The sequence below is a fragment of the Chelatococcus reniformis genome (assembly GCF_014640075.1).
GTDB lineage: Bacteria > Pseudomonadota > Alphaproteobacteria > Rhizobiales > Beijerinckiaceae > Camelimonas > Camelimonas reniformis.
Window position 1 is genome coordinate 373,091 of the sequence record NZ_BMGG01000005.1, and the last position, 21,257, is coordinate 394,347.

Below are 21,257 nucleotides of genomic sequence, written 5' to 3' on the forward strand. Positions count from 1 at the left end.
CTCGGCCGGGCGCTTCGGCGCTCGGCCCCTTCCTTTCTCGCCTGCGTCGCTCACAGTCTGCCAGGACCAGCTTCGCAAGATCTCCGATGTGAACCCAAGTGTTTGCGTCCTCTGCCTACGCTGCACGTCCATCCATGGCCAGCAACAAACCATGGATGTTTTTGCAGATGTGCAAAAATTCTTTGCAGGAGCGTAAAGTGTCGTCCGCGTCATACGTTGATCAGGCTGAGAACTGGACGAGGGACATGGTCCGGCTGGAAAGCCGTGGCCCTGGAGACGTCGCCCCCGCCATGCGCCGCTTGGCAATCCGTTACAGGCTCCCATACGGCACGATCTGGGCCCTGCGATATCGCAAGCCCAAGAGCATCGTGACGGACATCTATTTCGCGCTGGCGGCTGCTTACGAGGCAGAGCGCGCCCGGCAGAGGCACGCGCTTAGGGAAGATCTGGATGTCACTAAGGAAATCGCCGGGCCTGATCATCCTGCTGTTCGCGCGGCTGAGGCTTTGGTGGGCAAGGCGGACCCGGCGGACGTAGCCGGTGTCAGCGGGCAGACGACGTGATGCTCGGCTCCTTTCTCCGCGGTCGACCCAAGGCGCCGATTGTCCCTGTCGACCGCGTCCAGCCGCCGGCACCGCCGCTCACCGAGTTTGAGGCCGCGGTCGCCCAGCTCTGGCCCCACTACGACACCGTTGAAATGGCGCGGATCCTCGAAGCGCCGGAGAGCCGTGTCGCCAATGCGCTCGGCCTGGCACGCGAGCATCAGCGCAGACTTGCTCCGAAGGATTGAAGCCTATGCCCAACATCGGCGGAGTGGCGGGCGATCGCCTGCGTTCGATCATCGAACGCATCGAGCGCCTAGAGCAGGAGCGGGCCGAACTCGCCGCCGACGTGCGCGAGATCAAGGCCGAGGCGAAGTCTGCCGGCTTCGACGTCAAGATCATCAACCAGATGATCAAAGAGCGGAAGCTGTCACGTGAGGAGCGCCAAGAGTTCGCGGCGCTCTGCGACCTCTACCGCGCAGCTATCGGCATGCTGGACGGAACGCCGCTCGGCGATGCTGCGCGCCATCGTTTGGCAAAGGCGCCCGTGAAGCGGCCAGAAGACGACGGTGACGACGAAGAGGCCACCCCGCCAGCCGATGCGCCCCCGCCGACTGGCGCGATGTCCGAAGAGGAGCTCGCCGCCGCGCGCCAAAGCGGCAGTGATGCGGCGGCCCACGGCCAAAGGGTCATCGACAATCCCTTCGTTGCTGGCGACCCGCGTCGCGCCGCCTGGGATGAGGGCTGGTGTGCCCGCAGCGGCTCCGACGGCATGGACATCCCCGACGCGTGGCGGCGCAAGCCCAAGCCGAAGAAGGGTCACGACGAGGCTCCCGGCGACAAGGGTCAGACCCCATGAACCGTCCGGTCAGGAACAATCCAAGCGCGATGACGGCGAAGCTTCGACAGGCTCTTGCGGGCGTTGCTGATGTGCGCGACCCGGGCGAGGCAGAGGAGCCAATCCTGGCGCCAGCCGTACGCCATGCCGTCGTCTCGTGGCTGGCAGAGATCAGGTCAGCGGCAGACCTCGACGCGGTCGGCATCAAGCCGCGCTCCACCGCTCTGTTCTACGGTCCGCCCGGCACCGGCAAGACGACGCTGGCGCATCACCTATCGGCGCGCCTCGGCTTCCCTCTCGTTGTGGTGGGGAGCGAGACGATCTTTGCTGCGCACCTCGGCGCATCCGAGCGAAACATGGCGCGCCTATTCGAGGCGCTGGACAGAGCCGACACGCCGGCGGTCGTTCTCCTCGATGAGATCGATGCCATTGGCGCCAAGCGGGGTGTCGACTCCGGGGGCGGCGCCACGCACGCCAGAAACTCGACCCTTACCGTCATGTTGCGGAAGATCGAGGAGTACAGCGGCGTCCTGATCGGGGCAACCAACCTCGCAGAATCGTTGGACCCAGCGCTCTGGCGGCGCTTCGGCATGCAGATCGAGGTCGCGCTGCCCGACGAAGATGGACGCTTCGCGATCCTGAAGCGGTACGGCCAACCCTTCGACTTCGGTGACGAAGCGATCGAGGCGCTCACCGAGCTCACAACCGGATCCGCGCCGTCCTTGCTTCGGCAGTTGATGGAGGGCGTCAAGCGCATGCTCGTCCTTGGTGCCCGCGCCGGAAAGCTGCCGGCGACCGCGGAGGCGGGTTTCTCCGCGGTCGTACAATCGGTGCGGCCTCACCCTGACTACGACCTGCCGCCGCTCTGGGCGGACCCTTCACTTGTCCGCCTTCTCAGCAGCGCGCCATGGCCACCGGCGCGCGCGTAGCCCGCGCCTGCTCGACCTGCGGCTGGTCGGCCGCTGAGCCGCCGGGCGCGTGCTGGGCTCCGGGCTGCGCCCTGCAAGGTGCCATCCGCGATCACATCAACGCGGCACGCGCCAAGCACGGCCTGCCGCTGCTCGCAGGGGTTGATGACGGGCAGCCGCCCGTCGCGCCCGCTTCGATCGTCACCGCCCCGCGGCGCCCTTGGCATTGGAGGATCAAGCGCATGGTCGCTGCCATGGTCGATTGGACCGACGAGCGCGTTGGCAGGCTCGTGCGGATGTGGAGCGCAGGCTTCAGCGCCCGCCAGATTGCCGATGACATGGGCGATGTGACCCGCAACGCCGTGCTGGGTCGTGTCCACCGGATGGGCCTGAAAAGCCCCAAGCCGCCCCGGGCCGCCGCGGCTACGGCAGCCAAGCGGAAGCGTGCGGCGCCGACGGCAACCGCCAAACCATTTCCGCAAACGGCGCATCCACGGCCATTCCCGCAACATCCCCGGCCTGCGCCCATTTGCGAGCCCGTCCAACCGCCGCCCGCCGGCGGCGTGACGATCATGGACCTCACGCCGAACATTTGCCGCTGGCCCTTCGGCGAGCCGCGCCAGCCCGATTTCAGGTTCTGCGGTGGCGGCACCCGACAGGGCGTCCCGTATTGCCGCGACCACATGCTGGCGGCCTACCGGCCTGACGAACGGCGGAGGACGGCATGACCGTCGTCGCATCGAACTACGCCCGCAAAGAGAACGATCTCTACCAGACCGAGCCCTGGGCCACGGAGGCGCTGCTGCGGCACTTCCCGGTTGGGGTGGGGAGCTTCATCTGGGAGCCGGCAGCCGGCAACCACATGATCGCCGACGTGCTGCGCAAGCACGGGGCCTCGGTCTTCACCTCCGATATCGCGACTTATGACCGTCAGAATGCTCAGATCGATTTCCTGCTCAGTGGTGAGCTGGAAACCGGGATGTTCAACGCGCTCATCACCAATCCACCCTACGGCAAGGGCAACCGTCAGGCCGTCCGCTTCGCCGAGCTGGCGCTGGAGCGCTGCGACGGCTGGGTGGCGCTGCTGCTGACCGCGAAGTTCGACTTCGGCAAGACCCGCCAGCATCTGTTCCGCGACAACCCGCGCTATGCAGCGAAGATCGCCCTCGTTGACCGCATCCAGTGGTTCCCCGGCGACACCTCAGGCACCGAAGACCATGCCTGGTACGTGTGGGGGCCGGTGCCAGGGAACTGCTGCGGCAGCGCTCGGATGATCTACGAGGGCCGCGAGGTGCCGGCATGACCTACGAGCGCTTCGTCCTCATCGTTCTGTTCGTGGCCCTCGCCATCGGCGCGGTGCGGCTCCTGCTCGGCGATCGGAGGCGCACATGACCGTCTCCATCCTCACCGGCGACGCGCGCGAGCTGCTACCCGGCATCCCCCATGCCGATGTCGTCATAACCGACCCCGTCTGGCCGAACTGCCCGCCCGATCTGATCGCTGGTTGGGACCGTCCGGCGGACCTGCTCGGCGAGGTGCTGGCCGTGCTGCCGGCGGCCGTCCGGCGGCTGGTCATCATCCTGCGCAGCGACAGCGATCCGCGCTTCCTGCAGGCCGTGCCGGCGAGGTGGCCGTTCGTCTGCATGCACGCGCTGCCCTATGCGGTGCCGATGTTCATCGGCCGCGTCCTCGGCGGTACCGAGATCGCCTATTGCTTTGGCGAGCCGATCCCGGCGCGGCCCGGGCGGCGCTTGCTGCCGATGTGGGCACCGAAGGCGCAACCGGGCGAACGTCGCGCCAACGGCCACCCGTGCTCCCGCACGATGAGCCACATGGAGTGGCTGGTCGAATGGTGGTCGGACCCCGGCGAGACCGTGCTCGACCCGTTTGCCGGAAGCGGGACGATACCTCTCGCCGCGGATCGCATGCAGCGCCACGGCATCGGCATCGAGATCGACCCGGCATATGCGGACATCGCCCGCCAGCGAGCCCGCGACGACGCCCCCTTGTTCGCGGAGGCCGCAGAGTGATGGTCGCCGCTGAGAGGAGAAAGCCGCGCGTCAATTTCCTGCCGCACTTCCTGCCGCCTGAGGCTGACAAGGCCCGGCGCGAGCCGCAGGAGTTCCTGTGCGTCGTCTGCGGCGGCTACGCCATCTTCGGCGATGGCGTGAGGCTGCTGAGCGATAGGCTCGGCACGTGGTGGTGCGCCGAGCATGTGCCGGTCGACGTTCGTTCGCCTCATGGGGCGCGGCCATGAACCGTCAGGAAGAGGCCCTTCAGAAGACGGTGGTCGAAGGTCTGCGCTTCGCGCTGCCGCACGGTTGGATCGTCGCACACATCCCGAACGGCGGGCTGCGCAACAAGAGCGAGGCGGGGCGGCTGAAGGCCGCCGGTGTCGTCGCGGGGATGCCGGATCTCATCATTCTGGGGCCGCCCGACGAAGGCCGGGCGGGGGCCTGGTTCCTCGAGCTGAAGGACGGGCGCGGCACTTGCTCGGCTGATCAGGTCGACATCCACGATCGCCTCCGCGACATGGGCCCTGCCATCGCGGTCATCCGCTCTTGGGATGAGGCGCTCATCGCCTGCCGGCGCTGGCGCCTCCCTCTCCGGATCAGCGAGGGCGCCAGATGAGCGAGGTCGTCCAGCTCAAAACCCGCCAGACCAGAGCTTGGGAGGCGTATGTGGCCGCCCGCGATCGGGCCGAGCAGACACGAGACATTACTGACGGCATCGCGGCTGGCCGGGCTTGGGCGGTGTTCATAGCCGAGTTCCTGCCGCCCGAGCAACGGAGCCTGATTACGGTGAAGGAGGCAGACCGTGCAGCCCGCCGTTGAACTGCCCGCCTCGCTCGACACCGAGCAGGCCGTCATCGGCGCGGTGCTGCTACATCCGGCCGCGTTGGCGTCCGCCAGCGGGCTCGATTGCCACCATTTCGCCGAGCCGCTCCATGCCGAGATATGGCGCCGGATCCTGGCCGCGCGCGATCGCGGCGAGCAGCCGGACATGCGGGTCATCGCGGCGTCCTTCCGGTCGGAGCCCATTGCGGGCACCGACGTCAGCCCGAAGGCCTATCTCGCGCGCCTTGCTGCCGAGGCGGCTGTGCCGTCTTCGATCGCTATCCACTCCACGGTCGTGAAGCATACCTGGGCGCTACGCCGGCTTGTAGGCGTAGGTGACCAGGTCGCCCGGGCGTGGGGCGGCGATGATCTGCATGTGCTGGTGGATGCTTCGTTCCGGGAGGTCGACGCCATCCGTGCCGAGCTCCACGAGAGCAAGGGCGAAGGCAGCGCCGACATCTCCACGATAGCGCAACGCTTGATCTCCGACGTCCAGGCCATCCGGGCAGGGCAGGGTAGGCGCATCCCATCCACCGGCCTGCCGGATCTGGACAAGGTGCTGCCGCTGCGCGGGCTCGCCCCGGGCGGCCTGTACGTCATCGGCGGCCGGACCGGCGCCGGCAAGACGATGCTGCTGACGAGCTTGGCGCGACAGGCGGCGGAGCGCGGCGCTCCCCTGGGCATCTTCTCGCTCGAGGTGCCGGCAGCAGAGATCTCCGCTCGCATCATGTCGGACATCCTCACCACGGGGCCAACTTACGAGGCGATCCTGTCCGGCGACATCAACGATGCCGATCTGGCGTCGCTGAACCGTGCCGAGGGCATCACCACCGATCTCCCGATCTGGGTCGATGATAGCTCGGGCCTGCGGATCGGGGACATCGCGCACCGGGCCGAGAGCCTGGCTGAGCGCTTCGACCGGCGCGGCACGCCCCTCGCAGCGATCGTGATTGATCACGTCCAGATTGTCCGCGGCTCCGGCGAGCACCGGGGCAACCGGGTGGCGGAGCTTGGCGAGATCAGCAACTCGGCGAAGCGGCTTGCGAAACGCCTGGGCATCGCAGTCGTGCTGGCGTCGCAGATCAACCGGGCAGTCGAGGGTCAGGACGACAAGCGGCCGACGATGGCGCAGCTCCGGGCCTCCGGCGAGATCGAGGAAGCGGCCGACGCCGTCGGGCTCCTCTACCGCCCAGCCTACTACATTGAAAAATCAGCAGAATACAAGGCCGGCAATGCGGAAGCTCGATTTCGATACGAGGAGGAGAAGCACATCCTCGAGGTATCGATCGACAAGGCGCGCCAAGGGGCCGGCGGCCACGTGAAGCTTTGGTGCGATGCCGCCCACTCGGCGGTGCGCTGCATGGCGTCGGATCGGTAGGAGGACGCAATGACCGACTGGTTCCGCTCATGGCATGGCGCTCCAACAGATCCGAAGTGGCGCACCGTAGCGCGCCGTGCCGGCGTTCAGCCGGGTGTCGTCACCGCGATCGTTTGGGTGCTGCTGGACCGGGCGTCGCAGGCGCCAGAGCGTGGCAGTATCGTGGGATATGACTGCGAGGTGATCGCCGACGCTCTCGGTTTCGATCCTGAGCAGGTCGACGCTGTCGTGACGGCTCTGCATGAGAAGAGCGTTCTCGTGGACGGGCGCTTTGCCGGATGGGCCAAGCATCAGCCGGCCCGCGAGGATGGATCAGCCGAACGTGCAAAGGCGTGGCGCGAACAGAAAAAGGCAGAGCGAACGCAACCGAACGCACCCGAACGCGAACGAACACCAGAAGAGAGGAGAGAAGAAACAGAAGATCGGTCCTCTTCGCTTCGCTCAGAGGAGGGGCCGCTGGCGGCCCGACCGCCCCTGCCGGCAGAGCCGAAACCGGATCAGCAGCAATTGGTCGAGGCCGTGGAGATCTACAATTCGGCTGCCGCCACCGTCGGCTGGCCGAAGTGCCAGAAGCTCACCGACCAGCGCCGGGCGGCGCTGCGGCACCGGCTCAAGGACTGCTGCGGCATCGATGGATGGCGCGCTGCCATGGACGGAGCCCGCGCTTCGCCCTTCCTGACCGGTCGGAACGATCGCGGATGGACCGCGGATCTGGATTTCTTCCTCCAGGCCAAGAGCTTCACTCGGCTGATGGAGGGCGGCTACGACCGGCGCGGGGCAAAGCCGACCGGCGCCAACGTGGTCACGCTCGGCCGGACTGAGCGCAGCCAGGAAGACCGCGAGCGGATTTGGCGCCTCTGCCTCCAGAATTACGCCGATGATAGCGCCAACTGGCGTCCTGACGAGCACGTCGGCTTCGAGCCTGGCACGCCTGGGTGCCACATCCCTCCCGAATTCATTGAGCGATGGCGCGTCGAGCAGGGACTGCCCGACGTCCCGCCCAGCAACTGGTCGGCGACGAGGAAGCACGCGGGCATGGTGGCCAGCCTCGCGGAGGCGGACCGAAGGCGCGCTGAGCGGCAGCGGGCCGCGAGCGCCTAATTTTGACGGAGACGAGAGCGACCATGGCACGCAAGCGCAACGCCCGATCGAACCGCGCCCTACCCGCCGCCCAGACGCACCGCGACGGCTCGACCTACCGCGACGAGCGCCGCCTCGCCGACAACGAGAACTATGTGCCGCTTGAAGGCGCGCCGGACCCCGCGGCCTCCTGGTACCTGGTGCGCACCGGGCCTCGGCAGGAGCGCGGCGCCCGCGATGCCATGGTGGACGCCGGCTTTCGCACGCTCCTGCCGGAGCTGGAGCGCCCGCGCCCATACCGCCGGCGCGTCGTCCAGAGCGTCACGGCCATGTTTCCGGGCTACGTGCTCGTCCAGCTCGAGGGCTACGCGCATCCCGCCTGGCAGATCCTGCTCGGCGACTACTACCGCCAGAAGGGCATCATGGGCGTCATGCAGGCGCGTTCCGGCGGCGAGCCGCTTCGGCTCCCTAAGCGATGGATGGCAGAGCTCATCGAGTGCCTGACGGTGCCGCCGGAAGAGAGGAGGGCGGCCAAGCGCTTCGCTCTGCGGCGCAAGCTGGACGCCATGGTCGGCGGCCAATACCGGATCGTCGACGGGCCGTTCGCGACGTTCAGCGCGATCGTGACCGAGGCGCGGTCGCCGGACGACATTCGCGGCGAGGTCGCCATCTTTGGCCGCCCAACGAGGATCAATCTCCACGTTGACCAGCTTGAGACCACCTGACAAAATCAGCGGTGATTCGGTCGCTGAGAAGCTCCGCCCTCGACGCGTAGAGCCCGGACCTGAAGCTGTGGGAGCCGCGCCCAAAGGGCTGACGGTACCCCGCAGCGAAGCTATTGCCCGGGCAGATTCGGGCTTCTGCATTTCAGACCTAGGATGAGGAAGGCGGCCAGCTACAGGCCCGCCGATGGATCGAAACTGTCGTCGCCATCGCGATCACAAGTCTGGATTCAGCAGGATAGAGCAGTTCGGTAGCTCGCGTGGCGCATAACCACGAGGTCGCCAGTTCGAATCTGGCTCCTGCTCCCAAACCAGCTGGGCTATGCTGCTCGCATGTGCGGGCCAGTCGCGTATGTTTTCCGAGATCCTCGATTCTCCCCAGGTGGAGATACGGCCGTCTGCGTGGCGGCTATCGAGCTGGTCTCGGTAGCTTTTGGCGGAGAGGATGGGCTTGTCGCTGCATTCGGCGGCGGAGCGGTGTTCCGCGACGACGAGAGCGGCCAAACTTATCTCGGTGTTTGGGGCGCTCGAAGAGCCTCTCGGCTCCGCCGCATGCTACGTGAGCACAATCCCGAACTCCTCTTGGTGCGCCAGCCGCCGCAGGCGAGGTTGATCAGGTATACAACGCGGCGGCGTGGCTGAACACGCGGCGGCGCAGGATCAACGGCGGGAGCGTCGCGGCGATCACTTCAGACCCGAGGCCTTCCACAAATCGGTTTGCATCCGGGCGTGCCAGTCGGCACCGGGACCTGATACCGTTATGGCCGCGTCGAAGCGCATTGCTAGAACCGTCCTGGCCCTCGTCTTGTCTCTCGCGTACCTCGTGAACCTCGCGCCGGCGACTGCCGGCGGCAGTGTGGCAGGTGAGCGGCATCGGGCCGGTGAAGGTGACGTGTCGGGCTCAGCCACGGCGTTGGACTAGACCAGTTCGTCCTGATCACAGCGCTCCAGAACGATCCACGAGAGCTCGCTCTCGATGGCTTCCGCCAAGCAGCGCCTCACGATTGGTTCAATCTCATCGGCGCAGGTCACCAGGAGCTTCGTTGGGACCCGTTCGTTCGCTCGAACGACACCCCAGCTACGTACCTCGCAACCTAGATGCATCAATGCCTCGCGGATGCGCTGCACTGTGCCTTCATTGGCGATGTGAATAGCGAGGTCTTCGCGGATGGTAGCCATCCGAATGCCTTTAGGGGCGGGGGCGTGGCTTGTCTATGATGGCCGCGCTCGGCCCGCGTCGGAGCCTTAGCTGCGAGGGGCGCCGCGAGCGGCAGAAGGCGGGTATGGCCCGTCAGCAAGCCCGAAGCCTCGCCGGCCCTAGAGGCTGTTAGGGATTGGGTAACCGTATTTTCCGAGGCTTGCGAGATGGTTACGTCCCGCAAGCCTTATCCGTCCGACGTCTCTGACGCGGAATGGGCGCTGGTTGCGCCCTATCTCACGCTTCTGCCGGAGGCGTGCGGCCAGCGAACCCATCCCCTAAAGGAGGTGTTCAACGGCCTGCGCTACATCATGAAAACCGGCGCGCCCTGGCGCTGGATGCCCAATGACTTGCCGCCATGGGAGATCGTCTACCAGCAGGCCCAGCGCTGGCTTCGGGCCGGATGTTTCGAGGCGCTGGCCGAGGATCTGAGCACCGTCCTACGCCTCGCCGCCGGCCGGCCGGCCCAGCCGAGCGCCGCCATCATCGACAGCCGCACCTTGCGCTCAACGCCGGAGAGCGGCGCACGGGCCGGCTACGACGGTGCCAAGCGCAAGAAGGGTTCAAAGCTCCACATGGCCGTCGACACCCTCGGCCACCTTCTCGCGCTGCATGTGACGCCGGCCAGCGACGACGACCGCTCCCAGGTCGGCCGCATGGCCCAAGCCATCCAGGCGGCGACCGACGAGAGCGTGGACATCGCCTTCGTCGACCAGGGCTACACGGGGCAAAGAGCGGCCACCGCCGCAGCCGAGCACGGCATCGAACTGGAGCTGGTCAAGCTGCCGCAAGCCAAGCGCGGCTTCGTCCTTCTGCCGCGCCGATGGGTGGTCGAGCGCTCCTTCGCCTGGGCAACTCGCTTCCGACGCCTCGTCAAGGACTACGAGCGCTGCGCCGCTACACTCGCAGACCTCCACCTCGTCGCCTTCGTCTGCATCATGCTCAAAAACGCCGCTATACGTCGGCCGGGAGGTGGAGCATGAACGCGCACCGCCCGACATCGCCAGCCTTCGAGGCCTTGAGAAGCGTGGCGGCCGTCTTCCTCGCAGCCGGCCTGTACGTGGTGCTGCTGCCTGTGGCTGCGATAGAGTCGCTGCGCAGGCGGCTCGATCAACGGCCCCGTCGCACGCACCAGCGTGATCTTAACTCCTCCCGAATGCCGAGTGAGTTGTAATTTCAGCTTCCAAGACTTGAAGATACATTTGCGAAGCGCAGGATAGCTTGACCTTGAATTGCTTCTTTTCAGTTTCTCGCCGCGGCTCATTCGTGTGCACCGATCCGACGACGGTCATTTCTTCTGATCCGAGGCCGTGGATCTGATGGTCATCAGGAAACTGAGCTTTCTCCGGCGCGATCAGAAGTGCCTTCATGCCCCCGCGCGCAGCTCGAACTACCATATCGGCATCGTCGCAGGCAGACGGAACCAAGCTACGTACCAGCCAACCGATGCCGAGGGTGATAGCAATCATCAGCACTAAGCCGATCTTTAAGCCCACAGGAGTTCTCCGCCGGTCAGCGCCGCGCGGTCGTGTACCCGCGTCGGCGGACGCTAGACGAGCCTTGCACGGGCGACAACCGCTCAGCTTGATGCCGACCTAAACGGCGGCGCGACGACATGATCGACGTCAAGTTCGACCTGCGCGACTTCGAGCGCATGGCGCGCCAGCTGGGCGCCGCCGCCGACCAAGTGCCCTTCGCCCTCGCCGGAGCACTCAATGACGCGCTGTTCAAGACCCGCACCAAGCTGATCAGCGAGACCTGGCCCCAGCATGTCACCGTTCGCAACGCCGGCTTCATGCGCGGCGCACTGCGCATCGAGAAGGCGACGAAGGGCAACTTGCGCGGCGAGATCAACAGCTCGGGCGTCGGTGACCGTGGCCACCTTCGCCTTCACGCCACTGGCGGCATCAAGCGCGCCCAGGGCGCACTCGCCATTCCCGACCCGGCCAAGGTGCGGCGGGGAGCCAAGGGTGTCAGCAAGAACCAGCGCCCTCGCGCTCTGCCGAACTCGTTCCGAAAGGGCGAGGTCATCTATCAGCGGCTCGTCGCAAAGAAGCGGAAGACCGGCGGGCTCCGCCTGATGTACGTGCTGAAGCCCCAAGCCACGATCAAGAAGGACGTGCCGTTCTACGAGGACTTCCGCCGCAGCATGATCGCCGAGGTTCATGCGGCGTTCCCGGGCGCTATGGCGAAGGCGATGCGGACGCGGCGGTGAATCCGGCCGTCAGCTCGACATTCGTTTCACTTCGCCAAACTCCAGCGAGGCGCTTGCAAGCTCGGCGGCGCTCACCCTCTTGTAGGCCGAGAGCTCGTGCCCTTCGCCGATCTCCTTCTCGACCTTGGCTTTGGCCGCCTCGAGGCCGTCGCAGTGGACGAGCCAGTCCTCAACGCCGCCGCTCTTGCTCGTGTATGTCAGTCGAAATCCATCCGTCATGTTCGCCTCCCGGAGGACACAACTGCTTTGACGACCAGCGGTTTCCTCTATGCTGCTCCTGCAATGGATCCGATAATGCCGCGGAAAGTGGAACTTCTCCTCTGTCGGCCGGTTGAGACGCCGCCCCGAGAAGGAGTTTCATCAATGAAAGTCATCGCATCGCTTGCGGCAGTGCTAATCGCGGTCGCTCCAGTTGCCGCGCTCGCTCAAGCTCCCGGTGGTCAGGGAACGATGGGAGGTAGTGCGAACACGCCGACTTCTGAAGGTATGAAGAGCGGCACGAAGATGATGGGCACGAAGAAAAAGACCAAGATGAAGAAGCGCTCCTCCTTCGAGCGGCCCGCCCCGGTGCACGTGATCGGGTAAGATTGGCTGGCTTCGGGGGGCGAGAGGCACGCCCTCTCGCCCTCACCGGGGCGACGGCAACGAAGAAGGCGACGGCGTGCTCAACCTTGTCAATTGGATGAACTTCGCGCGAGAGACCGGCCTGATGGCTATGAACGCGCAGGCCGTGATTGAACGCGGATGCTGAAGGTGGCAGCGGGCGGAGCGCAGGCCGATCTGGAAGTCCAACGCATGTTTGCCGAAAAGGCTGCTGCCTACACGGAAGCACAGGTCGCGATGGCGCAATCCGCGATGTTGGGCAGGCCCGACCGAATGCCCGCCGTGGGGCTCAAGGCCTACTCGAAACGGGTTAGGTCCAACCGGTCCCGATTGAGCCCGCGAAGCAAGTAGCGAACGAGTTCGCCGATTCCGAGCACTACAGCAGGAAAATCGCCATCAACGCGAGGATGACGACGATGTGAATGACGCTCCACTTCGAGAACGTGATGAAGCGTCGATAGGTTTTCTCGTGCTCCGGGTAGTCCATCTCTACAGATTTTCCAGCAGCGATCTGTGCTTCTGCCATTGCAACGACCTCCTTGGCTGGCGTCTCAACGTGTCGACCTCAGGTCCGTTCCCTAGAGCGATGCGGAGCGGCACGCACACGCAGGAACCTCTCCTTTGCGCCGGTGGTTGGTCTGCCACCTCAAGCAAGGAGATCTCCCTTGAAGAAGTTCGCCATTCCCTTCGCCGCCGCCCTCGTCATCGGCGGGTCGACCATCGCGTTCGCGCAGTCGCCAGGTAGCTCCGGCACCATGGGCGGCAGCGCCAACTCGCCAACCTCCAATCCGCCCGGTATGTCGAACCAGCAGCAGGGCATCGGCTCCAGCGTGCGATCCGACTCTTCGACCGGCGGTCCCAACAGCGCTTCCGACCCGGCCAAGACCGACGCCACGGGCAGCATCAAGGGCGGACCCAACCGCAACACCGGCGGCAACCCCGGCGGAGATGGTAGCGGTAGCGGCAAGTAGCCGACGACAGGGGCTCCGGAACCCCCATCGGCGTTCCGGAGCCCCGCGGGCGGACAAGGGGACCCTGTTTCACAGCGCCACCCCGATCGGTTCGCCGGGTCCTTCCTCCCCCCACCCCGGCCACGGGTAACGCGCGACCTCGGTCTATGCTTACGCGCAGAGGCCCGGAACCCGGTAACAGGTAACAAGGTAACGCCGGAATGGCTGCGGAGCGCTTTGTTTCACAGGCCGACTTCGCGCGGCGCCGGAGCGTTTCACGAAAAGCGGTTACAGGCTGGAAACAGAAGGGGCTGCTGGTCCTTCGCGAAGATGGGATGGTCGACGTCGAGGCGTCGGAGTGGAACCTCGACCAGCGGCCGGCGAACTACCGCGGAGGTGTTACCCATCGACCGGTCCGCGCGGCGCCCGGTAACAGCGAGCCAGCGCCACGAGCGAAGAGGCCGCCGCCCGACACCCCCGCGGGTGAAGAGCCGCCCGAGGCTGACGCCGCCGCGCGCGACATGGACCCGGAGAACCTGACCCACGCCGAGGCGGTGCGCCGCAAGGAGAATATGCTTGGGCTCCTGCGGAAGCACGAGCTCGAGGTGTCCCGGCGGGAATGGGTGCGCGTCGAGGACGTCGCCAAGCTCGTCGAGCACGACTACGCGACCATCCGCGAGCGGTTGCTGACGATCCCGGGCAAGCTGGCGCCGGAACTGGACAGTGCGAACCAAGCGACGATCGAGACGGCCATCCGTCGGGAGATAGTCGAGGCTCTGAATGAACTTCATGACCCCGCCGGACTCGCGGGGCGCGCAGGCTCTGGTGACGAGGCTGCGGGCGGCCCGGGCGGCGCTGAAGCCGCCGCCTGACCTAGACCTCGTCGAATGGGCGGATGAGTTCCGCCATATCGCGTCGAAAAATTCAGCCACGCCGGGCAAGTGGAAGACGTCCTCGCAGCCGTGCGCCTTCGGGCCCATGCGCGCGGTCACCGACCCGGAGGTGCACACCGTCACCGTGATGGCGGCGACCCAGGTGGTAAAGAGCGAACTCGCGCTGAACGCGGCGTTCTACTTCATCCATCAGGATCCGAGCCCCATCCTGTTTGTGCAGCCGTCGCAGGGCGCGGCCGCCGCCTTCTCGAAGGAGCGGTTCACCACATCGGTTAGCGTCAGCCCCGTGCTGCGGAAGCTGCTCCCGCCGTCGAGGAAGAGGGACAGCGAGAACACGATCGTCTCGAAGTCATTTCCGGGCGGCGGCATCGACTTCGTCGGGTCGAATTCGCCGACGGACCTATCGTCCCGGCCGAAGCGGATCATCGTCTGCGACGAGATTGACAAATATCCGGCCAGCGCCGGTGACGAGGGCGACCCGCTCGGTCTCGCGGAAGAGCGCGCATCGACCTACCACGCGGTGGGCCGCGCCAAGTTCATCAGGGTCTGCTCGCCGACCAACGAGGAGACCTCGCGGATCGGCCGCGAATACAAGGCGGGCGATCAGCGCAAGTGCTTCCCCCGCTGTCCGCATTGCGGCGAAGCGCAGGTGCTGACCTGGGCCAACGTCGTCTGGAGCCGGAACGCCGCCGGCGAGCACCTGCCGGAGACTGCCGGCATCTCGTGCGGGGCGTGCGGCGCAGTCTGGACGGAGAAGGAAAGGCTTGCGGCGCTGGCTGCGCTCGAGCACGAGCCGGATCACGGCTGGCGCCAGACGAAGCCGTTCGTGTGCTGCGAGGAACGGCAGTCGCCGGAGCGATGGAACGACAAGGGCCGGTCGATGTGCCGGCACTGCGGCGCGCTCTCGCGTTTCGACGGGCACGCGAGCTTCCACATCCCGAAGTGGCTGTCGAAACGGCACCGCCTTCCGACGCTGGTGAAGAGCTTCCTGGACGCCGATGGCAACCCGGACCTCATGAAGAAGGTGGTCAACACCGGCTTCGCCGAGCTGTGGGTGTCGCCGAACACGGAGAAGCTCGACGGGTCTGGCCTCATCGATCGGCGGGAGCCGTATGGGCCGGACGATCTGCCAGAAGGCGTCGTCGCGATCACGTCATTCACCGACGTGCAGGGCGATCGGCTGGAGACGCAGTTCGTCGGCTGGGGTGCGGACGAAGAGTCGTGGCCCTTCCTCTACGAGGTCACCCACGAGGACCCGGCGCAGCCGCGAGCCTGGGAAAAACTGGCCGACCTGCTGCGGCAGAAGTTCACGACCCGGGACGGCCGCGTGCTGCGCGTCGCGGCGGCTGGGATCGATACCGGCGGGCACCATGGCGCGCAGGTGTTCTCGTTCTGCCGACGTCGACGCGGTCAGAAGGTGTTCCCATGCAAAGGCGTGGCCGGCAAGCGTCCGGTTTGGCCGTTGCAGGCGACGCGTTCGAAGACGAACGAAAAGCTGTGGCTCATCGGCGTCGACTCCGCGAAGGACGCCGTCTACGGCCGCTTGAAGATCGATCCGCCCGATCCAGGTGGGCGAATGCCCGGGTTCATCCATTTCCCGGAGACTGACGCCTTCGGCCAGGACTACTTCGCGCAGCTCACGTCGGAGCGGCGCGAGATCCGCAAGCGCATGGGGCAGCCGGTCACCGTGTGGGTGCTGCCGGAGGGCAAGCGGAACGAAGCGCTCGACACAATGGTCGGCGCGTTAGCGGTTCGCCGCTCTTTGCCTAGACGGATAGAGCGCGCGCTGGAGTTCTCCGGGCGGCCAGCCCGACGCGAGGACAAGCCAGCGGATCCGACGGAGACGCCGCCGGAAGACGACATGCCGATAGCAGCCCAGGCGGAAGCCATGCAGGCCGCCCCACGCGCACGTCAGCAAAACTTCTTGGGGCGCCGCCGGGGGTGGCTGTCACCACGATAGGAGATTTCGATGGCTGAGAAGAAGCAGAACGGCGCCGCGGCGCTGGCGAAGAAGGGCGACGGCGTGCTGACACGGGTCGGCTCGGTCTGGACCTATCCGGGCTGCGCCATCGATCCGAGCGGCACGAACCTCCGCTTGCCGCTGGAGTATGTCAGCGACGCCGAGGTGAAGGAGCTGCTGCAGGCCGGCGACCTTGTTGGCGTGACGCAGAGCGTAGGCGGCGAGCTCCTGTCGGTGCGCCTGAAGGGCGATGACGGTGCCGTCGTGCTGACTACCGCTCAGGCTGGCACCGCGGAGGCCGGAACGGAACTGCCGCCGGGCTCGCGGCCGACGCACGATGCCGGCGCGTCGGTGGCGGCGTCAGCGGCGGACATCGCCAGCGAGGTCGAGCGCAGCTTTGCCGCGGCCACGGGCGCCGCGCCTGCCACCTCGGATCCTGCCGATGCGGCGCCGGCCGGCCAGAGCAAGCCGAAGCCGGCGGCCTGACGTGCCCACACCACAGCAGATCCAGGCTCGCCTCGAGGCGATTGAGCTTGCCATCGCGTCGGGTACGACGCGGGTGAGCTACAACGGCAAGAGCGTCGAGTACGCGAGCCTGGCCGAGCTGCGGTCGATCCGCGACGCCTTGAAGCGTGAGCTGGGTCTGCCGGTGCGGACCCGCCGCACCGTCGCCGGCTACAGCTCGGGGCTCTGATGCCGCAGGCCAACTGGCTCGACCGGGCCATCAGCTACGTCTCGCCGCGGGCGGCAGAGCGCCGGACAGAAGCTCGCACCCGCATGCAGCGCGCCGCACTGACGCGGAACGTCTACGAGGCGGCCAGCGTCGGCCGGCGGACGCAAGGTTGGCGCGCGGTCGGGACCGATGCCAACGTCGAGACGCGCACCGCCGGCGGGCGCCTCCGCGACGTGGCGCGCGACATGGTGCGGAACAACGCCCACGCCGCTTCCGCCAAGCTGGTCATCACGAACAACGCTGTCGGCGCCGGCCTGCTGCCGCGGGTGATGGCGGATCGCGCAGGGCGCGCCGCCCAGATCAAGGCGCTGCTGACGCGCCACTTCGACACGACCGACATCGATGCCGATGGCCGGTTGAACCTCTACGGCCTGCAGGCGCTGGCGCTCGGCACGATCGTCGAGGCCGGCGAGGTGCTGATCCGCAAGCGCATTCGCCGCCCGTCGGACGGCTTCGCGCTGCCCTTCCAGATCCAGGTGCTTGAGCCCGACTTTCTCGACACGTCCATCGACGGGCCGCAGCCGAACGGCAACTACGCGATCCAGGGCGTCGAGTTCAACGCGATCGGTCGGCGCGTCGCCTACTATCTGTTCGACCAGCACCCTGGCTCGCTGATGCTGGGCCGCAGGATGGCCACGCGGGGCCAGCGCGTCTCGGCCGACTTCGTGGCTCATGTCTATCGGGTCGACCGGCCCGGGCAGGTGAGGGGCGTCAGCTGGTTCGCGCCCGTGATCCTGCGGATCCGTGACTTTGCCGACTACACCGACGCGCAGCTGATCCGGCAGAAGATCGCCGCCTGCTTCGCGGCCTTCATCACCACCGATGAGGATGGGGACTTCGGAGTTCCCAACGCAGACGGCACGATCCAGCCCGCGGACCCGCAGGGCAACTATCCGGTCGAGAGCTTCGAGCCGGGCATGGTTGAGCGGCTCCGCTCGGGGGAGAGCGTCTCCTTCGCGACGCCGCCGACCACACAGGACTTCGGACCGTACGCATCGGCGACGCTGCACGAGGTCGCCGCGGGCCTGGGCATCCCCTTTGAGACGCTGACCGGCAACCTGGGCGAGGTCAGTTTCATCTCGGGCCGGCTGGGCCGGATCAACTTTCGCTCCAACGTCGACGCGTGGCGCTGGAACATGATCGTCCCGCAGATGCTGGATCCGCTCGCGGCCTGGACGCTGGAGGCGGCCGCGGTGGCGACAGGATCAACGGAGCCCTTCCGGCTCGGCTGGACGCCACCCCGTTGGGAGATGCTCAATCCGGCGGAGGAGATCGCCGCGGCGAAGGACGCCATCCGCTCCGGCCTCAGTTGGCTCAGCGAGGAGCAGCGCGTCGCCGGCTATGACCCCGAAGACGTGCGCGCCGGCATCATCGAGGACCTGGCTTGGCTCGACGCCAACGAGGTCACGCTCGACGTAGACCCACGGCGCGTCACCAACCGCGGCGTTGCGCAGAAGAACGCCGACCCGAACGCGCCGGATCCGGCCGACACCCGCAGATAGGGACATCCCATGACGACAAAGCCCGGGGCCGCTGCGCAGACGCGCGGCGAGCGCTCTGACACGCGCTCGCTTGTGCTCAATGGCGAGCTGCTGATCTACGGCGTGATCGACCCCTACCTTTGGGACGAGTTCGACACCTCGGTACGCGCCATCGACGTGATGGCGTCGCTCGCCGAGCTCTCGGGCGCGGACACCATCAATGTCCGGATCAACTCGCCCGGCGGCTCGGTCATCGAGGGGCTGGCGATCTACAACGCGCTGAGGGCATGGGGAAAGCCGATCCGGGTTCAGGTCGACGCCATGGCCGCGTCCATCGCCTCGATCATCGCCATGGCCGGCGACGAAATCGTCATGGCGGAGAACGCCACCATGATGATCCACGACCCGTGGGCGGTGGCTGTCGGAAATGCCGACGACCTCAGGTCGATGGCGGACGAGATCGATCGCCAGAAGGCGATCCTGATCAACATCTACGCGGCCAAGACCGGCCTCAGCGCTGAAGAGATCGGCGCCATGATGGCGTCCGAGACGTACATGTCCGCAGGCGAGGCGGTGGAGCGCGGCTTCGCGACGGCCGTCGCCGAGGCCATGCGCACGGCCGCATGCGCCCGACTCTCCAACGATCAACTCGCGCGCCTCTTGGTGGCGCCGATCAAGCTTCGGGCCGAGCGCCCGAATTCCGCGGCGCCGTCCGCACAACTCCAGGAGACCAACATGGTCGATCCCGTACCGGGCGGCGGAACTCCGGCTGCTGCTCCTCCCGTCGCTCCGGCCGCGCCGCCGGTCGACACCGCGGCCGTCCGCGCCGAGGCCATCCGCGCCGAGCGCGAGCGCACCACCGGCATCCTGGCGCAGGCGCGCTCAGCCCGGATCCCCGCCGACGATTCGTTCGTCGTCAATCTGCTGAATGGCGATCGGCCGCTCGTCGACGCCCGCGCCGACATCATGGACGAGTGGGCGCGCCGGCAGGAGAGCCGCGAGGACAATCCGCCGGGCGACCCGAGGCCGGCCGGCATCGTCGTGAACGCCGATGGCGTCGATCGCTGGATCCAGGGCGCTCAGCGCGGCCTGATGATCCGCGCCGGCCTGGTGAAGCCGGAGGATGCCGATCGCGGCAACGAGTTTGTCGGCCTGACGCTGGCGGAGCTCGCGCGCTCGGCGCTTACAATGCGCGGCGTACGCAACGGTCACCGCGACCGCATGAGCATGGTCGGCCTCGCCTTCACCACCATGAACGCCGGGCCCGGCTACCACTCGTCGAGCGATTTCGGAAACATCATCCAGAACGTCGCCTACCGCGCCATGATGCGCGGCTACGAGGAGGTCGACGAGAGCTTCCCGCTCTGGACCGGCAAGGGCACGGCCTCCGATTTCCGGCCGATCGCGCGCGTCGACCTCGGCTTGTTCCCGGCGCTCGACAAGGTCGAGGAGGGGGCCGAGTACAAATATGGCACCATTGCGGATACTGGCACGACGGTGCAGATCGCGACCTATGGCAAGGTCTTCGCCATCACGCGGCAGGCCATCATCAACGATGACCTGGGCTTCTTCGACCGGGTGCCTCGGCGCATGGGCCGCGCGGCGAAGCGCACGATCGGCAACCTGGTCTACGCCATCATCAACGGCAACCCGACCATGCAGGACGGGACGGCGTTGTTCCACGCCAACCACGGCAACCTGGCCGGTTCCGGCGCGGTGATTTCGGTCGCGTCTGTCGGCGCCGCCGAGGCGGCGATGGGCGTGCAGAAGGACGAGGCCGGCATCGGCACGTCCGCAGGCGTGGTGCCGAAGTACATGCTGGTGCCGATCACGCTGAAGATGGCCGCCAACACCATCATGACCGCGGCCAACACGCCCGGCGACGGGGCCCAGATCGCCAACCCCGTCCGCGGGCTGGCGACGGTCGTGGCGGATTCTCGGCTGTCGGGCACCGCCTGGTACATGGCGGCCGATCCGGCGCAGACCGACACGATCGAGGTCACGTATCTCGATCGGACCGATATCGCGAACGAAAACACGTTAATGAAATCAGCAGCTTAGGCCGCCTCTCGGGGCGGCCTTTGCCATTTTCGGGGCCGTAAGCCTCTGATAGCTAAGTGATTGATCCGTAATGGTTCGTGATCGCGCGGCGGCTGCCGAACGCGACGCGCGTGCGACAAGGAATGCGACATGGACACCACCTCGGCTGACCTGCTCTCGGGCTGGATAGCCATCGGGAAGCACCTCGGGATGAAGCCCGACGCCGCCCGCCACCTCGCCCGCACCAGTGGGCTCCCCACCTTCAAGCTCGGCAAGACCGTCTGCGCCCGCCGCTCGACGCTGAACGCCTGGCTGGCTGAGCGGGAGGCGGCGGGGCGGACGGCGCCGGAGGCGCGGACGTGAGCGGTGCCTACACCTGCAAGGGGACGATCGTCAGGAACGGCTTGGCGCCGGGAAGCCTGCGCTGCTCCTCGCTGAGCCATATGTCGGCGGATTCCACGACCAGGGAGCGATCCGGGATCCTATTCACCAGCTGCATGGTCAATAGATCCAGGAAAACGACATTGTTGGTGTATGATCCCCGCGGGTTGTACGTGACAAGTACCGCGGCCTCGGCTGAAATATGAAGTGCGCCGAGTAGATACTGGTTTCCATCAAACAGCTTTGGCCCATGTTTCGGAGTGAGAATCCAGTCCTTTCCGAAAGTGATAGCCATTTCAGTGTTGTCTTTAAGGTCGTGCAGAGAAGGCCGTTTCTTATTGTTGGCCAGCCTGGTGAGCAAGAGGCACCTTGGATAGTGCTCATCCGCCGGCAGCATCACGGCAGGCTCCGGGCCCCCACCAAAATCAGCCACGAACAGCTCGCCGGGTTCGATTTCCACGAGCTGCTTCGGCTGAAATCCAGCATCGATCTTCATGC

The 21,257-nt window shown here is 66.5% G+C and carries 28 protein-coding genes, 1 tRNA gene and 1 pseudogene; 25 read left to right on the forward strand and 5 right to left on the reverse strand.

All coding sequences use genetic code 11. The features are described from left to right. The first annotated feature begins 134 nt into the window (after nt 1–134). The 14 genes and pseudogenes from IEW34_RS15530 (at nt 135) to IEW34_RS15595 (ending at nt 8,614) form a co-directional block, all read left to right on the forward strand. Nucleotides 135–563 carry a hypothetical protein gene (locus IEW34_RS15530; RefSeq protein ID WP_244642007.1) on the forward strand — a complete coding sequence of 143 codons (429 nt, stop codon included), beginning with the start codon at nt 135–137 and terminating at the stop codon, nt 561–563. After that, the gene (locus IEW34_RS15535) at nt 560–790 is read left to right on the forward strand and encodes a hypothetical protein (protein ID WP_188610108.1); all 231 of its coding nucleotides are present in this window, start codon (nt 560–562) and stop codon (nt 788–790) included. Before IEW34_RS15530 ends, IEW34_RS15535 begins: the two co-directional genes overlap by 4 nt. A 5-nt stretch (nt 791–795) precedes the next feature. Next, nucleotides 796–1,035: pseudogene (locus IEW34_RS30565) on the forward strand (DUF2312 domain-containing protein); the annotation flags it as partial. A gap of 362 nt (nt 1,036–1,397) precedes the next feature. Beyond that, nucleotides 1,398–2,309, forward strand: a complete 912-nt coding sequence (locus IEW34_RS15545) for an ATP-binding protein (protein ID WP_188610110.1) — start codon at nt 1,398–1,400, stop codon at nt 2,307–2,309. Continuing rightward, complete coding sequence (locus tag IEW34_RS15550; protein ID WP_210324510.1) at nt 2,288–3,016, forward strand: GcrA family cell cycle regulator; 729 nt, start codon at nt 2,288–2,290, stop codon at nt 3,014–3,016. Before IEW34_RS15545 ends, IEW34_RS15550 begins: the two co-directional genes overlap by 22 nt. Then, the gene (locus IEW34_RS15555; RefSeq protein ID WP_188610111.1) at nt 3,013–3,591 is read left to right on the forward strand and encodes a hypothetical protein; all 579 of its coding nucleotides are present in this window, start codon (nt 3,013–3,015) and stop codon (nt 3,589–3,591) included. The genes IEW34_RS15550 and IEW34_RS15555 overlap by 4 nt, the downstream gene beginning before the upstream one ends. Nucleotides 3,592–3,676: 85 nt before the next feature. After that, on the forward strand, nt 3,677–4,318 hold the full coding sequence (locus IEW34_RS15560; protein ID WP_188610112.1) for a DNA methyltransferase: 642 nt from the start codon (nt 3,677–3,679) through the stop codon (nt 4,316–4,318). Next, the gene (locus IEW34_RS15565) at nt 4,315–4,545 is read left to right on the forward strand and encodes a hypothetical protein (protein WP_188610113.1); all 231 of its coding nucleotides are present in this window, start codon (nt 4,315–4,317) and stop codon (nt 4,543–4,545) included. The genes IEW34_RS15560 and IEW34_RS15565 overlap by 4 nt, the downstream gene beginning before the upstream one ends. Next, complete coding sequence (locus IEW34_RS15570; RefSeq protein WP_188610114.1) at nt 4,542–4,919, forward strand: VRR-NUC domain-containing protein; 378 nt, start codon at nt 4,542–4,544, stop codon at nt 4,917–4,919. The genes IEW34_RS15565 and IEW34_RS15570 overlap by 4 nt, the downstream gene beginning before the upstream one ends. Then, nucleotides 4,916–5,122 (forward strand): hypothetical protein, encoded by a 207-nt coding sequence (locus IEW34_RS15575; protein ID WP_188610115.1) that lies wholly within the window; start codon nt 4,916–4,918, stop codon nt 5,120–5,122. Before IEW34_RS15570 ends, IEW34_RS15575 begins: the two co-directional genes overlap by 4 nt. After that, on the forward strand, nt 5,106–6,503 hold the full coding sequence (locus tag IEW34_RS15580) for a replicative DNA helicase (protein WP_188610116.1): 1,398 nt from the start codon (nt 5,106–5,108) through the stop codon (nt 6,501–6,503). The genes IEW34_RS15575 and IEW34_RS15580 overlap by 17 nt, the downstream gene beginning before the upstream one ends. Nucleotides 6,504–6,512: 9 nt before the next feature. Further along, nucleotides 6,513–7,604, forward strand: coding sequence for a hypothetical protein (locus IEW34_RS15585; RefSeq protein WP_188610117.1), 1,092 nt, complete (start codon nt 6,513–6,515; stop codon nt 7,602–7,604). A gap of 23 nt (nt 7,605–7,627) precedes the next feature. Further along, nucleotides 7,628–8,308: a transcription termination/antitermination protein NusG gene (nusG, locus tag IEW34_RS15590; RefSeq protein WP_188610118.1), complete on the forward strand. Its 681-nt coding sequence runs from the start codon at nt 7,628–7,630 to the stop codon at nt 8,306–8,308. Nucleotides 8,309–8,537: 229 nt separating this feature from the next. Further along, nucleotides 8,538–8,614 (forward strand) — tRNA-Met (locus tag IEW34_RS15595). A gap of 609 nt (nt 8,615–9,223) precedes the next feature. Here IEW34_RS15595 and IEW34_RS15600 read toward each other — a convergent pair. After that, entirely contained in the window at nt 9,224–9,484 is a 261-nt protein-coding gene (locus IEW34_RS15600; RefSeq protein ID WP_188610119.1) for a hypothetical protein, read from the reverse strand. A 186-nt stretch (nt 9,485–9,670) separates the two neighbouring features. Between IEW34_RS15600 and IEW34_RS15605 the strand changes: the two genes are divergently transcribed. After that, nucleotides 9,671–10,486: an IS5 family transposase gene (locus IEW34_RS15605; protein WP_188610120.1), complete on the forward strand. Its 816-nt coding sequence runs from the start codon at nt 9,671–9,673 to the stop codon at nt 10,484–10,486. 159 nt (nt 10,487–10,645) lie between these two features. Here the strand turns inward: IEW34_RS15605 and IEW34_RS15610 are convergent, their stop codons facing one another. Further along, complete coding sequence (locus tag IEW34_RS15610) at nt 10,646–10,999, reverse strand: hypothetical protein (RefSeq protein WP_188610121.1); 354 nt, start codon at nt 10,997–10,999, stop codon at nt 10,646–10,648. Between the two features lie 119 nt (nt 11,000–11,118). Between IEW34_RS15610 and IEW34_RS15615 the strand changes: the two genes are divergently transcribed. Continuing rightward, entirely contained in the window at nt 11,119–11,718 is a 600-nt protein-coding gene (locus tag IEW34_RS15615; RefSeq protein WP_188610122.1) for a hypothetical protein, read from the forward strand. 9 nt (nt 11,719–11,727) lie between these two features. Here the strand turns inward: IEW34_RS15615 and IEW34_RS15620 are convergent, their stop codons facing one another. Further along, complete coding sequence (locus IEW34_RS15620) at nt 11,728–11,937, reverse strand: hypothetical protein (protein WP_188610123.1); 210 nt, start codon at nt 11,935–11,937, stop codon at nt 11,728–11,730. Nucleotides 11,938–12,081: 144 nt separating this feature from the next. Between IEW34_RS15620 and IEW34_RS15625 the strand changes: the two genes are divergently transcribed. Beyond that, on the forward strand, nt 12,082–12,303 hold the full coding sequence (locus IEW34_RS15625; protein ID WP_188610124.1) for a hypothetical protein: 222 nt from the start codon (nt 12,082–12,084) through the stop codon (nt 12,301–12,303). A gap of 394 nt (nt 12,304–12,697) precedes the next feature. Here IEW34_RS15625 and IEW34_RS15630 read toward each other — a convergent pair whose 3' ends face one another. Next, nucleotides 12,698–12,847, reverse strand: a complete 150-nt coding sequence (locus tag IEW34_RS15630) for an aa3-type cytochrome c oxidase subunit IV (RefSeq protein WP_188610125.1) — start codon at nt 12,845–12,847, stop codon at nt 12,698–12,700. A gap of 139 nt (nt 12,848–12,986) precedes the next feature. Here IEW34_RS15630 and IEW34_RS15635 point away from each other — a divergent pair, with 139 nt between their 5' ends. From IEW34_RS15635 to IEW34_RS15670, 8 genes are all read left to right on the forward strand, one after another. Continuing rightward, nucleotides 12,987–13,292 (forward strand): hypothetical protein, encoded by a 306-nt coding sequence (locus tag IEW34_RS15635; protein WP_188610126.1) that lies wholly within the window; start codon nt 12,987–12,989, stop codon nt 13,290–13,292. A gap of 200 nt (nt 13,293–13,492) precedes the next feature. Then, complete coding sequence (locus IEW34_RS15640; protein WP_188610127.1) at nt 13,493–14,143, forward strand: hypothetical protein; 651 nt, start codon at nt 13,493–13,495, stop codon at nt 14,141–14,143. Next, the gene (locus IEW34_RS15645) at nt 14,052–16,124 is read left to right on the forward strand and encodes a phage terminase large subunit family protein (protein WP_188610128.1); all 2,073 of its coding nucleotides are present in this window, start codon (nt 14,052–14,054) and stop codon (nt 16,122–16,124) included. The genes IEW34_RS15640 and IEW34_RS15645 overlap by 92 nt, the downstream gene beginning before the upstream one ends. A gap of 9 nt (nt 16,125–16,133) precedes the next feature. Continuing rightward, complete coding sequence (locus IEW34_RS15650) at nt 16,134–16,610, forward strand: hypothetical protein (RefSeq protein ID WP_188610129.1); 477 nt, start codon at nt 16,134–16,136, stop codon at nt 16,608–16,610. Between the two features lies 1 nt (nt 16,611). After that, the gene (locus IEW34_RS15655) at nt 16,612–16,818 is read left to right on the forward strand and encodes a phage head-tail joining protein (protein WP_188609891.1); all 207 of its coding nucleotides are present in this window, start codon (nt 16,612–16,614) and stop codon (nt 16,816–16,818) included. Beyond that, nucleotides 16,818–18,359: a phage portal protein gene (locus IEW34_RS15660; protein ID WP_188610130.1), complete on the forward strand. Its 1,542-nt coding sequence runs from the start codon at nt 16,818–16,820 to the stop codon at nt 18,357–18,359. The genes IEW34_RS15655 and IEW34_RS15660 overlap by 1 nt, the downstream gene beginning before the upstream one ends. A 9-nt stretch (nt 18,360–18,368) precedes the next feature. Further along, nucleotides 18,369–20,399, forward strand: a complete 2,031-nt coding sequence (locus IEW34_RS15665) for a ClpP-like prohead protease/major capsid protein fusion protein (protein WP_188610131.1) — start codon at nt 18,369–18,371, stop codon at nt 20,397–20,399. Nucleotides 20,400–20,528: 129 nt separating this feature from the next. Beyond that, on the forward strand, nt 20,529–20,741 hold the full coding sequence (locus IEW34_RS15670) for a DNA-binding protein (protein WP_188610132.1): 213 nt from the start codon (nt 20,529–20,531) through the stop codon (nt 20,739–20,741). A 7-nt stretch (nt 20,742–20,748) separates the two neighbouring features. Here the strand turns inward: IEW34_RS15670 and IEW34_RS15675 are convergent, their stop codons facing one another. After that, a complete protein-coding gene (locus IEW34_RS15675; RefSeq protein ID WP_188610133.1) occupies nt 20,749–21,255 on the reverse strand; it encodes a hypothetical protein in 507 nt (168 codons plus the stop codon). Nucleotides 21,256–21,257 lie beyond the last annotated feature (2 nt).

Coding starts and splice junctions, on each gene's coding strand:
- IEW34_RS15530 (WP_244642007.1), top strand. CDS start 135: ATGGCCAGCAACAAACCATGGATGTTTTTGCAGATGTGCAAAAATTCT.
- IEW34_RS15545 (WP_188610110.1), top strand. CDS start 1,398: ATGAACCGTCCGGTCAGGAACAATCCAAGCGCGATGACGGCGAAGCTT.
- IEW34_RS15550 (WP_210324510.1), top strand. CDS start 2,288: ATGGCCACCGGCGCGCGCGTAGCCCGCGCCTGCTCGACCTGCGGCTGG.
- IEW34_RS15555 (WP_188610111.1), top strand. CDS start 3,013: ATGACCGTCGTCGCATCGAACTACGCCCGCAAAGAGAACGATCTCTAC.
- IEW34_RS15560 (WP_188610112.1), top strand. CDS start 3,677: ATGACCGTCTCCATCCTCACCGGCGACGCGCGCGAGCTGCTACCCGGC.
- IEW34_RS15570 (WP_188610114.1), top strand. CDS start 4,542: ATGAACCGTCAGGAAGAGGCCCTTCAGAAGACGGTGGTCGAAGGTCTG.
- IEW34_RS15575 (WP_188610115.1), top strand. CDS start 4,916: ATGAGCGAGGTCGTCCAGCTCAAAACCCGCCAGACCAGAGCTTGGGAG.
- IEW34_RS15585 (WP_188610117.1), top strand. CDS start 6,513: ATGACCGACTGGTTCCGCTCATGGCATGGCGCTCCAACAGATCCGAAG.
- nusG (WP_188610118.1), top strand. CDS start 7,628: ATGGCACGCAAGCGCAACGCCCGATCGAACCGCGCCCTACCCGCCGCC.
- IEW34_RS15600 (WP_188610119.1), bottom strand. CDS start 9,484: ATGGCTACCATCCGCGAAGACCTCGCTATTCACATCGCCAATGAAGGC.
- IEW34_RS15605 (WP_188610120.1), top strand. CDS start 9,671: ATGGTTACGTCCCGCAAGCCTTATCCGTCCGACGTCTCTGACGCGGAA.
- IEW34_RS15615 (WP_188610122.1), top strand. CDS start 11,119: ATGATCGACGTCAAGTTCGACCTGCGCGACTTCGAGCGCATGGCGCGC.
- IEW34_RS15620 (WP_188610123.1), bottom strand. CDS start 11,937: ATGACGGATGGATTTCGACTGACATACACGAGCAAGAGCGGCGGCGTT.
- IEW34_RS15625 (WP_188610124.1), top strand. CDS start 12,082: ATGAAAGTCATCGCATCGCTTGCGGCAGTGCTAATCGCGGTCGCTCCA.
- IEW34_RS15630 (WP_188610125.1), bottom strand. CDS start 12,847: ATGGCAGAAGCACAGATCGCTGCTGGAAAATCTGTAGAGATGGACTAC.
- IEW34_RS15640 (WP_188610127.1), top strand. CDS start 13,493: ATGGCTGCGGAGCGCTTTGTTTCACAGGCCGACTTCGCGCGGCGCCGG.
- IEW34_RS15645 (WP_188610128.1), top strand. CDS start 14,052: ATGAACTTCATGACCCCGCCGGACTCGCGGGGCGCGCAGGCTCTGGTG.
- IEW34_RS15650 (WP_188610129.1), top strand. CDS start 16,134: ATGGCTGAGAAGAAGCAGAACGGCGCCGCGGCGCTGGCGAAGAAGGGC.
- IEW34_RS15660 (WP_188610130.1), top strand. CDS start 16,818: ATGCCGCAGGCCAACTGGCTCGACCGGGCCATCAGCTACGTCTCGCCG.
- IEW34_RS15665 (WP_188610131.1), top strand. CDS start 18,369: ATGACGACAAAGCCCGGGGCCGCTGCGCAGACGCGCGGCGAGCGCTCT.
- IEW34_RS15670 (WP_188610132.1), top strand. CDS start 20,529: ATGGACACCACCTCGGCTGACCTGCTCTCGGGCTGGATAGCCATCGGG.
- IEW34_RS15675 (WP_188610133.1), bottom strand. CDS start 21,255: ATGAAGATCGATGCTGGATTTCAGCCGAAGCAGCTCGTGGAAATCGAA.